General features: G+C 63.9%; 9 protein-coding genes and 1 tRNA gene. All 10 read left to right on the top strand.

Translation table 11 applies throughout. From position 1 onward, the window contains the following. Positions 1-16 precede the first annotated feature (16 nt). The 10 genes from H7A87_RS12590 (at position 17) to pnp (ending at position 12,658) form a co-directional block, all read left to right on the top strand. Entirely contained in the window at positions 17-1,519 is a 1,503-nt protein-coding gene (locus H7A87_RS12590; protein ID WP_104581967.1) for an NADH-quinone oxidoreductase subunit M, read from the top strand. 36 nt (positions 1,520-1,555) lie between these two features. Next, complete coding sequence (gene nuoN, locus H7A87_RS12585) at positions 1,556-3,016, top strand: NADH-quinone oxidoreductase subunit NuoN (protein WP_119128842.1); 1,461 nt, start codon at positions 1,556-1,558, stop codon at positions 3,014-3,016. A 200-nt stretch (positions 3,017-3,216) separates the two neighbouring features. Further along, a tRNA-Met gene (locus tag H7A87_RS12580) sits at positions 3,217-3,293 on the top strand. Positions 3,294-3,503: 210 nt separating this feature from the next. Next, on the top strand, positions 3,504-4,094 hold the full coding sequence (gene rimP / locus H7A87_RS12575) for a ribosome maturation factor RimP (protein ID WP_119128539.1): 591 nt from the start codon (positions 3,504-3,506) through the stop codon (positions 4,092-4,094). A gap of 4 nt (positions 4,095-4,098) precedes the next feature. Then, positions 4,099-5,610 carry a transcription termination factor NusA gene (gene nusA, locus H7A87_RS12570; protein WP_016903006.1) on the top strand — a complete coding sequence of 504 codons (1,512 nt, stop codon included), beginning with the start codon at positions 4,099-4,101 and terminating at the stop codon, positions 5,608-5,610. A 95-nt stretch (positions 5,611-5,705) separates the two neighbouring features. Next, the gene (gene infB / locus H7A87_RS12565) at positions 5,706-8,411 is read left to right on the top strand and encodes a translation initiation factor IF-2 (RefSeq protein WP_164739135.1); all 2,706 of its coding nucleotides are present in this window, start codon (positions 5,706-5,708) and stop codon (positions 8,409-8,411) included. Between the two features lie 146 nt (positions 8,412-8,557). Then, positions 8,558-8,950 carry a 30S ribosome-binding factor RbfA gene (rbfA, locus tag H7A87_RS12560; RefSeq protein ID WP_024937968.1) on the top strand — a complete coding sequence of 131 codons (393 nt, stop codon included), beginning with the start codon at positions 8,558-8,560 and terminating at the stop codon, positions 8,948-8,950. An 80-nt stretch (positions 8,951-9,030) separates the two neighbouring features. Beyond that, positions 9,031-9,957 (top strand): tRNA pseudouridine(55) synthase TruB, encoded by a 927-nt coding sequence (gene truB / locus H7A87_RS12555; protein WP_119128540.1) that lies wholly within the window; start codon positions 9,031-9,033, stop codon positions 9,955-9,957. 156 nt (positions 9,958-10,113) lie between these two features. Beyond that, the gene (gene rpsO, locus H7A87_RS12550; RefSeq protein WP_003485583.1) at positions 10,114-10,374 is read left to right on the top strand and encodes a 30S ribosomal protein S15; all 261 of its coding nucleotides are present in this window, start codon (positions 10,114-10,116) and stop codon (positions 10,372-10,374) included. A 169-nt stretch (positions 10,375-10,543) separates the two neighbouring features. Next, positions 10,544-12,658, top strand: a complete 2,115-nt coding sequence (pnp, locus tag H7A87_RS12545; protein ID WP_104581972.1) for a polyribonucleotide nucleotidyltransferase — start codon at positions 10,544-10,546, stop codon at positions 12,656-12,658. Positions 12,659-12,791 lie beyond the last annotated feature (133 nt).

Genomic DNA, 12,791 nt, shown 5'->3' with positions numbered 1-12,791 from the left:
TACGGAATAAGAAAACGTGTCGAACTGGCCTTTACTGTCTATCTTGATCTGGCTGCCGATTATCGGTGGCGCCTTGATCCTCGCGTTGCGCAACGCCGAGACTGCCCGCTGGGCGTCCCTGGCGGTGGCGGTGGCGACCTTTGTGCTGAGTCTGCCGCTGCTGGGCTACGACACGGCCAATGACGCCATGCAGTTCATCGAACTGCATGCCTGGATCCCGGCCTACAACATCGGCTACAACCTGGGCGTGGACGGCATCGCGGTCGCGTTGATTGTGCTGACCACGCTGGTGACGGTGCTGGCCCTGATCGGTGCCTGGCGCTCGATCGACAAGCGCGTCAATCAGTACGTCGCTGCCTTCCTGATCCTGGAAGGCGTCACGGTCGGCATCTTTGCCGCGACTGACGCGATGCTGTTCTATGTCTTCTTCGAAGCCATGCTGATCCCGATGTTCCTGATCATCGGCGTCTGGGGCGGTCCGCGGCGCATCTACGCGGCGATGAAGTTCTTCCTGTACACCTTCCTCGGCTCGGTGCTGATGCTGGTGGGCCTGGTCTACCTGTACCTGAAGGGCGGCAGCTTCCAGCTGGCCGACCTCTACGCGCTGCAGCTGACCGCCAAGGAACAGACCTGGATCTTCTTCGCCTTCCTGATCGCGTTTGCGGTCAAGGTGCCGATGTTCCCGGTGCACACCTGGCTGCCGGATGCGCACGTGGAGGCTCCCACCGCCGGCTCGGTGATCCTGGCTGCGATCGCGTTGAAGATCGGTGGCTACGGCTTCCTGCGCTTCAATCTGCCGATCGTGCCGGATGCGAGCCATGAGTTCGCCTGGCTGGTCATTACGCTGTCGCTGATCGCGGTCGTCTACGTCGGCCTGGTGGCCCTGGTGCAGGACGACATGAAGAAGCTGGTGGCGTATTCGTCCATCGCGCACATGGGCTTTGTCACCCTCGGCACCTTCATCGCGTTCACCCTGGTGCGCGAGTACGGCAGCACCGACGCTGCCCGTCTGGGCCTGCAGGGCGCGATGGTGCAGATGATTTCGCACGGCTTCGTGTCCGGCGCGATGTTCTCCTGCATCGGCGTGCTCTACGACCGCATGCATACCCGCCGCATCGCCGATTACGGCGGCGTGGTCAATGTGATGCCGTGGTTCGCCACGTTCTCCATGCTGTTCTTCATGGCCAATGCCGGCCTGCCGGGTACCAGTGGCTTCGTCGGCGAGTTCATGGTGATCCTGGCCAGCTTCCAGAAGCATCCGCTGGTGGCCTTCGCTGCCGCCACCACGCTGGTGATCACTGCCGCCTACACGCTGTGGCTCTACAAGCGCGTGTTCTTTGGCGAGGTGGCCAACGCCCACGTGGCCGAGCTGAAGGACATCAATGGCCGTGAGGCATTCGTGCTGGGGGTGTTCGCCGTTGGCGTACTGGCCCTGGGCCTGTATCCGAAGCCGTTGACCGATCTGATGGAACCATCGATCGCCAAGCTGGCTACCCAGATTGCCGCGACCAAGCTGTAACAGCTTGCCGTACGTTTTGATTTCCAGGATTTGATGATGACCACGCCAACGCTCGCGCCGTTGACCACCGCTGACCTGGCTCCGCTTGTTCCGGAGCTGGTGCTGATCGGCGGCGCCTTTGCACTGCTGATGCTCGACCTGTTCGTGAGCCAGCGGAACAAGGTCTGGACCCACCTGTTCTCCGTTGCCGTGCTTGCCGTGGTGTTCGCGCTGTTGGCGACCGGCACGGGCGGGCAGGGCGAGATCTTCCACGGCATGTTCGTGCGCGACACCGCGGCCGACGTGATGAAGACGGTGATCGTGCTGGTCAGTGGTCTGAGCCTGGTGTACGGCTGGACATACCTGCGCGAGCGCAATCTCTATCAGGGCGAGATCCCGGTGCTGGTGTTGTTCGCCAGCGCCGGCATGATGCTGCTGACCTCGGCGGGCAGCCTGCTGATGGTGTACCTGGGCCTGGAGCTGCTCGCGCTGTGCTCGTATGCGCTGGTCGCCTCCAATCGCGACAACGGCCTGGCCACCGAAGCGGCGATGAAGTATTTCGTGCTCGGCTCGCTGGCCTCGGGCCTGCTGCTGTACGGCATGTCGCTGGTCTACGGCGCCACCGGCACGCTCAGCCTGAGCGGCATCCACGACGCGATCGAAGGTTCCAGCGAGCGCACCCTGCTGCTGACCGGCACCATCTTCATGATCGCCGGTGTGGCATTCAAGCTGGGCGCCGCGCCGTTCCACATGTGGTTGCCCGACGTGTACCAGGGCGCGCCCGCACCGATCGCCTTGTTCATCAGCTCCGCGCCCAAGCTCGCCGCCTTCGGCATGGCCTACCGTCTGCTTGAAGTCGGCATGGGCCCGCTGTCGCCGCAGTGGCATCTGTTGATCGGCGGCCTGTCGGCGGTGTCGCTGGTGATCGGCAACCTGATGGCAATTGCGCAGAGCAACCTCAAGCGCATGCTGGCGTACTCGACCGTCTCGCACATCGGCTTCCTGCTGATGGGCGTGGCCGGTGGCGGCGAGGAAGGCTATGCCGCGGCAATGTTCTACGCGGTGAGCTACACCATCATGTCCACCGCCGCGTTCGGCGCGATCATCGCGTTGTCGCGCAATGGCTTCGAAGCCGAGAACATCGACGACTTCAAGGGACTCAACGCGCGCAATCCGTGGATGGCCGGCCTGGTGCTGTGCATCATGGCTTCGCTTGCGGGTATCCCGCCGTTCCTGGGTTTCTGGACCAAGCTGGCGGTGCTGGGGGCTGCGGTCAACGGCGACATGCTGTGGCTGGCCCTGGTCGGCGTGCTCTGTGCAGTGATCGGCGCCTTCTATTATCTGCGTGTCATCAAGGTCATGTACTTCGACGAGCCGGTGGGCGAGCCGTTGCCCGCCAACAATGATCGTGTGCTCGGCACCGTGCTCGGGGTCAACGCGCTCGCATTGCTCGCACTTGGCCTGGCCTGGAGCCCGATCATGGTGTGGTGCCAGCGTGCGTTTGCGGGCCTTGCCTAAGTCACGCATGCCTGCATGACGTCACGGCGCGTGCCTCACACGCGCAGTCGATGGATGACTGCAATAAAGTCGTGATTGTTGTTTCGTTTTTGTTGCAATGCGGTTATCATTTGCCGCGACGTTGAAGACCCCAGGTTTTCAATCGATGAAAAACTAGGGCTTGCAATTGCCGCTCAAGTTCTTCATAATTCCGCTTCTGCTGCGGGGTGGAGCAGTCTGGCAGCTCGTCGGGCTCATAACCCGAAGGTCGCAGGTTCAAATCCTGCCCCCGCTACCAAGTTTTGAAGTGCTGCTTTAATGCAATGCCTTAGGGCAGTACTTCAGCTTCTTGGATCGCAAAGACGCATGTTCCCGTCTTTGCGCCGACCCTGAGAGGTCGGGCTTTTTTCACGCAAGGGGCCCATCGGGCCCCTTGTTTTTTCCGGAACCGGAAAGTTTGCTGCCGGTTGCCGGGGTTCTACTGGCAATCATCTGATCAGGGCAGTCTGTGAGCGAAAAAGCGACCGAAATCGCGAATCTGCTGAGTCCAACGGTTGAGTCCCTGGGCTTGGAACTGCTGGGTGTGGAATATCTTCCCGCTCCAGGTGGCGCCACATTGCGCCTGTACATCGATGTGCCGCTGGCCGAACAGCCCGAGCGTGTGATCAACGTCGATGACTGCGAGCGCGTGAGCCGTGAAGTGTCGGCCCAGCTCGACGTCGAAGATCCCATCACCGGCAACTACACGCTTGAGGTGTCTTCGCCGGGTGTGGACCGTCCGTTGTTCACGCTGGAGCAGTTCGGCCGTCACGCCGGCGAGTCCGCCAAGATCGTGTTGAAGCTGGCGCAGGATGGTCGGCGCCGCTTCCAGGGCCAGATCGTGCGGATCGAGTCCGAAGCAGAGGCGGTGGTGTTCGCCATCGACGGCAAGGACGTGCAGATCGGCTTCGACAACATCGACAAGGCGCGCATTGTGCCGGATTGGGTCGCTCTGGGCCTGGCCCCGCAAAAACCGAACAAGCCCGGCCCGAAGAAACCCGGGCACGAGAAGAAGAAACCATCCAACGAGTCGGCGGCTGGCAAGCCGCGCGCGGAGTGACGAAATGAGCAAGGAACTTTTGCTGGTAGTGGATGCGGTGGCCAACGAAAAGGGCGTGCCGCGCGAAGTGATCTTCGATGCGATCGAGGCCGCGTTGGCTTCCGCAGCGAAGAAGCGCTATCCCGACCAGGACGTGCTGACGCGCGTGACCATCGACCACAAGGACGGTAACTACGAAACCTATCGCCGCTGGGAAGTGGTTGCCGACGATGTGGTGATGGAATCCCCGGATCGCCAGGTGCGCCTGATGGATGCCGTCGACGAGGCTGATGGTGTCGATGTGGGCGACTACATCGAAGAACAGATCGAAAACCCGGACTTCGGCCGCATTGCCGCGCAGGCTGCCAAGCAGGTGATCGTGCAGCGTGTGCGCGAAGCCGAGCGTCAGCAGGTGGTCGATGCCTGGAAGGACCGCGTCGGCGAGTTGATCACCGGTGTGGTCAAGCGCGCCGAGCGCGGCAATATCTTTGTTGATCTGGGCGGCAATGCCGAAGCCTTCATTCCCAAGGACAAGGGCATTCCGCGCGACGTGCTGCGCCCGGGCGACCGCGTACGCGGCTATCTGGCCGAAGTGCGTTCCGAGCCGCGCGGCCCGCAGCTGTTCATCAGCCGCGCCGCGCCGGAATTCATGATCGAGCTGTTCAAGCTCGAAGTGCCGGAAGTGGGCCAGGGCCTGGTCGAGATCAAGGCCTGCGCCCGCGATCCGGGCGATCGCGCCAAGATCGCAGTGATCGCGCACGACACCCGCACCGATCCGATCGGCGCGTGCATCGGTATGCGTGGTTCACGCGTGCAGGCAGTGTCCAACGAGCTCAATGGCGAGCGCGTGGACATCGTGTTGTGGAACGAGAACCCGGCCAACTTCGTCATCAATGCGATGGCGCCGGCAGAAGTGCAGTCGATCATCGTCGATGAAGACAAGCACTCGATGGATCTGGCCGTGGCGGAAGACCGCCTGGCCCAGGCGATCGGCAAGGGCGGCCAGAACGTGCGTCTGGCCAGCCGCCTGACCGGTTGGCAGCTCAACGTGATGACCGCCGACCAGGTGGCCGCCAAGTCCGAAGCCGAACAGACCTCCGCGCGTCAGTTGTTCATGGATCGCCTGGAAGTGGACGAGGAAATCGCAGCGATCCTGGTGACCGAGGGCTTCAATACGGTCGAGGAAATCGCCTACGTGCCGGTCGGCGAGTTGCTGGCGGTGGAAGGCTTCGACGAAGACATCGTCGAAGAGTTGCGCGCCCGTGCCCGCGATGCGTTGCTCAACGCCGCCCTGGCAGAAGAAGAAGGCCTGGAAGGAACTCAGCCCACCGAGGACCTGCTGGCGCTGGAGGGGATGGACGAGGAAACGGCCTTTGCTCTGGCCGAGCACGGCGTGCGCACCAGCGAGGACTTGTCCGACCTGGCAGCGGACGAGATCGTCGACTTCGGCATCGAGGGCTTGACCCAGGAGCGCGCCGCGGCGCTGATCCTGGCGGCCCGCGCCGAGGAGATCGCCCGTTTGGAGCGCGGCGAATGAGCCGGCAATGAACCGCGCCCTGACCCCATCAGGGCTTAGAATCAGCGTTTCCCTTGCTCTGGGCGAGGGGGCGCCAACCAGATCATAGGATCCGAATGTCGCAGCAAACCACCATCCGCAAGCTTGCCGAACTGGTCAATACGCCGGTCGATAAACTGCTGGTTCAACTGGCCGAGGCCGGAATGAAGTTCAGCGGTCCCGACCAGGTCGTGACCAGCACCGAGAAGATGAAACTGCTTGGCTTCCTGCGCCGCACGCATGGCAAGGCCGACACGCCCGCCGAAGCGGCGAGCGAAGCAGCCAAGAAGATCACGCTCAACCGGCGCAAGCTGCAGGAAGTCACGGTCAGCGCCGGCCGCACCAAGACCACGGTCAACGTGGAAGTGCGGCAGAAGCGCACCTACGTGAAGTCCGAAAACGAAGGCGGCCGCCCGGCGCCGATGACGCCGGACGAGGAGCGCGCCGACATCCTGGCCAAGCTCGCCGCTTCGCGTCAGCGCAATCTCGACGAGCAGCAGGCGCTGGCCGAAAGCGATCGTCTGCGCGATGAAGCGATTCAGCGCAAGCGGGAAGAAGAGCAGGCCGCCAAGGACCGTGCAGAAGCCGAGCGCAAGGCTGCCGAGGAAGCCGCTGCGGCTGCCAGTGCGCCGGCCCCGGTTGCTGCTGCGCCGACGCCGTCGGCGCCTGCCGCGCGTGCACCGTCTTCGCCGTCGTCGGCACCGCGTCCGGCCCGTCCGGCTGGCGCGTCGCCGGCATCGCGCCCGGCCACGCCGGCGCGCCCGGACGATCGCTCCAATGCGGCCAAGCACAAGACGCGCGGTTCGCACGTCATGGTGGCCGGTGTCGAAGACGACGATGCGACCAAGCGTTTCGCCGGGCAGTTGCATCTGTCTGCGGCTGATCGTGCGCGTCGTTCCAATGTGCGCGGCAAGCCGACCGGTCGTCCCGGTTCGTCGTCCTCGCGCCGTGGCAACGACAACGGCCGCGGCGGCAACCAGGGCAACAGCGGTCCGCACGGGTTCGAGCGTCCGACCGCACCGGTGGTGCGCGAAGTGGCGATCGGCGACACCATCACCGTGGCCGACCTGGCGCAGAAGCTCGCGCTCAAGGGCGGCGACGTGGTCAAGGCGCTGTTCAAGATGGGCGTCATGGCGACCATCACCCAGAGCATCGACCATGACACCGCCGCGCTGGTGACCGAAGAGCTCGGCCACAAGGCCGTGCGTGCCGACAATGCCGACTTCGAGGATGCGCTGCTGGCGCATGCCGAGGATGCGCAGGGCGAGACCACCTCGCGTCCGCCGGTAGTGACCATCATGGGTCACGTCGATCACGGCAAGACCTCGTTGCTGGATTACATCCGTCGCACCAAGATTGCCTCGGGCGAAGCCGGCGGCATCACCCAGCACATCGGTGCGTACCACGTCGAAACCGGCCGTGGCGTCATCAGCTTCCTGGATACGCCCGGCCATGCTGCGTTTACCTCGATGCGTGCCCGTGGCGCCAAGATCACCGACATCGTGGTGCTGGTGGTCGCGGCCGATGACGGCGTGATGCCGCAGACCAAGGAAGCGGTGGCGCATGCCAAGGCGGCGGGCGTTCCGTTGATCGTGGCGGTCAACAAGATCGACAAGGCCGGCGCGGATCCGCTGCGGGTCAAGAATGAATTGCTGGCTGAAAACGTGGTGGCCGAAGAGTTCGGCGGCGATACCCAGTTCATCGAGGTGTCGGCCAAGCTCGGTACCGGTGTGGACACGTTGCTGGACGCGATTTCGCTGCAGGCCGAAGTGCTGGAACTCAAGGCGGTGGCCGAAGGCCGCGCCAGCGGTACCGTCATCGAGTCCTCGCTGGACAAGGGCCGTGGCCCGGTCGCGACGGTGCTGGTGCAGCAGGGCGCGCTGAAGCGTGGCGATTACCTGGTGTGCGGTATCCAGTACGGCCGCGTGCGTGCGCTGTTCGACGAGACCGGCCACCAGCCGGCCTCGGCCGGCCCATCGATTCCGGTGCAGGTGCTCGGCCTGTCCGGCGTGCCGGAAGCCGGTGATGATTTCGTGGTCGTCGACGACGAGCGTCTGGCCAAGGACGTGGCGCAGCAGCGCGAAACCAAGCGCCGCGAGTCGCGCCTGGTCGCCTCGGCCAGCAACCGCATGGAAGACATCCTGGCCCAGATGGGCAAGGGTGAAGGCCAGCAGGTGCTGAACCTGGTGATCAAGGCCGACGTGCAGGGTTCGGTGGAAGCGCTCAAGCAGTCGCTGGTGGCATTGTCCAATGACGACATCCGTATCAACGTGATCCACTCCGGCGTGGGCGGCATCACCGAGTCCGATGCGAATTCGGCGGCGGCTTCCAAGGCCACGATCATCGGCTTCAACGTGCGTGCCGATGCCTCGGCGCGCAAGATCGTCGAGTCCAACGGCATCGATCTGCGTTACTTCTCGATCATCTATGACGTGATCGACCAGGTGAAGCAGGTGGCGTCCGGTCTGCTCGGCGTGGAAATCCGCGAAGAGATCATCGGTATCGCGCAGGTCCGCGACGTGTTCCGCAGCTCCAAGTTCGGTGCGGTTGCAGGCTGCATGATCATCGAAGGCGTGGTGAAGCGCAGCAAGCCGATCCGCGTGCTCCGCGACAGCGTCGTGGTGTTCGAGGGTGAGCTGGAATCGTTGCGCCGCTTCAAGGAAAACGTCGAGGAAGTGCGCAACGGTACCGAATGCGGTATCGGCGTGAAGGCCTACAACGACGTCAAGGCCGGCGATCAGATCGAGTGCTTCGAGCGTATCGAAGTCGCCCGCACGCTGTAACGGTTGCCGGGGCCTGCGGGCCCCGGACTCCGTCGAGCGGAGTCGTTCTGCAACGCAAGTTCTGCAAGGCGAGGGCGGCATGGCCGCCCGCGTCCGTTTTTGGCTTCGGTGCCAACTGGCCCTCCGAATCAACCAGGTCCACGACCATGCCAACCAAATCATTCCATCGCACCGATCGCGTTTCGGCGCAGGTGCGCCGCGACCTCGGCACGATCGTGCACGCGGCCGTGCGCGACCACGGCCTGCCGTCGGTCAGCGTGTCCGACGTCGAAATCAGCCGCGACCTGGCGCATGCCAAGGTGTTCGTCACCGCGCTGCAGCAGGAGCGCTCGGCCGAAGCGGTCAAGGGGCTCAAGGAAATCGCCGGTCAGCTGCGCACGCAGCTGGCACGCGCGATGAAGCTGCGGCATGTGCCCGAGCTGCATTTCCATTACGACGATTCGGTCGACCGCGGCGAGCGCATCGACAACCTGCTGCGTGACCTGGACGATGTCGGCCCCGAGGCCGCGTCCAGCGACGAGGACGCCGAGCAGCGCTGAGCGCTGCCGGCCGGCCGCCTGTTGACCAGCGGCCCTGATTTCAACGGGCGCGCACGGTGCCCGATTCGAGCACTGATCTCTTGAAACCCCGCATCGTCTATCGCCCGTTGCACGGCATCCTGTTGCTCGACAAGCCGGCTGGAGTCAGCTCCAACACGGCCTTGCAGTCCGCGCGTCGCTTGTTGCGTGCCGAAAAGGGCGGCCACACCGGCAGCCTGGACCCGCTGGCCACCGGCCTGCTGCCGCTGTGTCTGGGCGAGGCGACCAAGATTGCCGGCCTCCTGCTCGGTTCTGCCAAGGCCTACGATGCCAAGGTCGTGCTGGGTGTCACCACCGATACCGACGATGCCGATGGTCAGGTCCTGCGCGAGCGTGCAGTGCCCGCACTGGACGAAGACGCGCTGCGTGCAGCGCTGATGCCCTTCATCGGGCGCATCCGCCAACAGGCGCCGATCTATTCCGCGCTCAAGCAGGGCGGCGAGCCGCTGTACGCCAAGGCGCGCCGTGGCGAGGCAATCGAGGCGCCGGTGCGCGAGGTCGAGGTGCAGGCGATCGACGTGATCGGCTACGCCGCGCCGCGGCTGCAACTGCGCGTGACCTGCGGATCGGGCACCTATATCCGCAGCCTGGCGCGCGATCTGGGCGAAGTGCTCGGCTGCGGTGCGCATATCGCCTCGCTGCGCCGGCTCTGGGTCGAGCCGTTTCGCACGCCGCAGATGATCACGCTGGAGGCGCTGTCGGCTGCCCTGGAAGCGGGCACCGACGCACAGGACCTGCTGCTGCCGATCGAGGCCGGACTGGCCGATTTTGCGCGGATCGTGCTCGATGCCGCGCACGCGGCACGTTTTCGCATGGGCCAGCGTCTGCGCGATGCGGCATTTCCGACCGGCCAGGTGGCGGTGTTCGGACCCGACGGAACCCCCTCCGGGCTAGGCCTGGTGGACGCGGAGGGGCGCTTGTCGCCGCAGCGATTGTTCAATGGACTGAACGAAGTGGCGTCTTGTTAAGGTTTAGTCAACTTGTTCCCGGGGCCGCACGACGTTACAATTTTGCGGCCCCGATCGGGGCACCTCAGCGCCAAGCGCGCTCATCCCAAGCAAACGGCGAGTCCGGCGGTGCGTCATGCACGTTCCTGTCGACCACGCATCTATCGAGTAAACATCATGTCCGTCGACACCCAGAAAGTTATTGAAGACAACAAGCGCAGCGCCCAGGACACCGGTTCGCCGGAAGTGCAGGTCGCCCTGCTGACCGCGCGCATCGAGCTGCTGACTGGCCACTTCAAGACCCACAAGAAGGATCACCACAGCCGTCGTGGCCTGCTGCAGATGGTCAACCGCCGCCGCAGCCTGCTCGACTACCTGAAGAAGAAGGACAACGAGCGTTACAAGTCCTTGATCGAGAAGCTCGGCCTGCGCCGCTAATCGAGTCCTACCGCCGCGGCGCAGCGATGCGCCGCGGCTTTGTTTTGGTCATTCGCATTACGTTATCTGCAGCATGCAGTTCATGGGCCGGAGCCTCCCGGCCGCCCGTTCTCGGCATGGGTCGACGACGGTCCAACGAAGACAGCAACACCTAAGGGAAAAAACCTCCGTGGCAAAAATCACCAAAACCTTCCAGTACGGCAAGCACACCGTCACCCTGGAGACGGGCGAAATCGCTCGCCAGGCAGGCGGCGCCGTCATCGTCAAGTTCGACGACACCGTACTGCTGGTCACCGCCGTCGCCGCCAAGAGTGCGCGCGAAGGGCAGGACTTCTTTCCTCTGACGGTCGATTATCAGGAGAAGTTCTACGCCGGCGGCCGCATCCCGGGCGGCTTCTTCAAGCGCGAAGGACGTGCGACCGAGAAGGAAACGTTGATCTCGCGCCTGATCGATCGCCCGATCCGTCCGCTGTTCCCGGAGGACTACAAGAACGAAGTGCAGATCATCGCCACCGTGATGTCGATGAACCCGGACATCGACGGCGATATCGCCGCGCTGATCGGCGCATCGGCCGCGCTGTCGCTGGCCGGCACCCCGTTCAACGGCCCGATCGCTGCGGCGAAGGTCGGCTACAAGAATGGCGAATACATCCTCAACCCGACCGTGACCGAGCTGAAGGATTCGCAGCTGGAGCTGGTCGTGGCCGGTACCGCCAACGCGGTGCTGATGGTCGAGTCCGAAGCCGAGCTGCTGTCGGAAGAAGTGATGCTGGGCGCGGTGACGTTCGGCCATCGCGAGATGCAGAAGGTCATCAACATCATCAACGAGCTGACCGTCGAAGCCGGCACCAAGCCGTCCGACTGGGTGGCTCCGGCCAAGAATGACGGCATGATCGCCGCGCTGAAGGAAGCGGTGGGCGATCAGCTCGCGTCGGCATTCCAGGTGCGCGACAAGCTGCAGCGCCGTGATGCGATTTCGGCGATCAAGAAGGACGTGCTGGGTGCGCTGGCACCGCGCGCCACCGTCGAAGGCTGGGCTGCCGGTGATCTGTCCAAGGAGTTCGGCGAGCTGGAATACCAGACCATGCGTGGCTCGGTGCTGAGCACCAAGGTGCGCATCGACGGCCGTGCACTGGATACCGTGCGTCCGATCAGCGCCAAGGCGGGCGTGCTGCCGCGTACCCATGGCTCGGCGCTGTTCACCCGCGGTGAGACCCAGGCGATCGTGATCACCACGCTCGGCACCGCACGCGACGGTCAGGTCATCGACGCCGTCTCGGGCGAGTACAAGGAAAACTTCCTGTTCCATTACAACTTCCCTCCGTATTCGGTGGGCGAGTGCGGTCGTTTCGGTGCGCCGAAGCGTCGCGAGATCGGCCACGGCCGTCTGGCCAAGCGCGGCGTGCTGGCCGTGATGCCGAGCCTGGAAGAATTCCCGTACACCATCCGCGTGGTCTCGGAAATCACCGAGTCCAACGGTTCGTCCTCGATGGCCTCGGTCTGCGGCAGCTCGCTGGCGCTGATGGATGCCGGCGTGCCGATCAAGGCGCCGGTCGCGGGTATCGCGATGGGTCTGGTCAAGGAAGGCAACGACTTCGTCGTGCTGTCGGACATCCTGGGTGACGAAGATCACCTCGGCGACATGGACTTCAAGGTGGCCGGTACTGCCGAAGGCGTGTCCGCGCTGCAGATGGACATCAAGATCGAAGGCATCACCGAAGAGATCATGAAGCAGGCATTGCAGCAGGCCAAGGCCGGCCGTCTGCACATCCTCGGCGAGATGGCGCACGCCCTGACCACCCCGCGTCAGGAACTGAGCGATTACGCCCCGCGCCTGCTGACCATCAAGATCCACCCGGACAAGATCCGCGAAGTGATCGGCAAGGGTGGCTCGACCATCCAGGCCATCACCAAGGAAACCGGCACGCAGATCGATATCCAGGACGACGGCACGATCATCATCGCGTCGGTCAATGCCATCGCTGCGCAGGCTGCGAAGTCGCGCATCGAGCAGATCACCTCGGACGTGGAGCCGGGCCGCATCTACGAAGGCAAGGTCGCCAAGATCATGGACTTCGGTGCATTCGTCACCATCCTGCCGGGCAAGGACGGCCTGGTGCACGTCTCGCAGATTTCCAGCGAGCGCGTGGAGAAGGTCGGCGACAAGCTGAAGGAAGGCGATCTGGTCCGCGTCAAGGTGCTGGAAGTGGACAAGCAGGGCCGTATCCGTCTGTCGATCAAGGCAGTGGAAGAAGGCGAAGGCCTGCCGGCATCGGCCGAGTAATCGCCACGGTTTGGCGCGTTACGAAAAGCGGGCTTCGGCCCGCTTTTTTATTGGGTGTTTAGGGCAATCGCCGGTGCCTTGATCCTTCTCCTGCGGGAGAAGGTGCCCCGCAGGGGCGGATGAGGGTGCGGGC

Origin of the sequence: Xanthomonas sp. CPBF 426 (assembly GCF_903989465.1) — a bacterium.
Classification (GTDB): domain Bacteria; phylum Pseudomonadota; class Gammaproteobacteria; order Xanthomonadales; family Xanthomonadaceae; genus Xanthomonas; species Xanthomonas euroxanthea.
The sequence above is the reverse complement of the archived record's forward strand: the minus strand, read 5'-3'. Positions and strand labels throughout refer to the sequence as shown.

Coding starts and splice junctions, on each gene's coding strand:
- nuoN (WP_119128842.1), top strand. CDS start 1,556: ATGACCACGCCAACGCTCGCGCCGTTGACCACCGCTGACCTGGCTCCG.
- nusA (WP_016903006.1), top strand. CDS start 4,099: ATGAGCAAGGAACTTTTGCTGGTAGTGGATGCGGTGGCCAACGAAAAG.
- infB (WP_164739135.1), top strand. CDS start 5,706: ATGTCGCAGCAAACCACCATCCGCAAGCTTGCCGAACTGGTCAATACG.
- rbfA (WP_024937968.1), top strand. CDS start 8,558: ATGCCAACCAAATCATTCCATCGCACCGATCGCGTTTCGGCGCAGGTG.
- rpsO (WP_003485583.1), top strand. CDS start 10,114: ATGTCCGTCGACACCCAGAAAGTTATTGAAGACAACAAGCGCAGCGCC.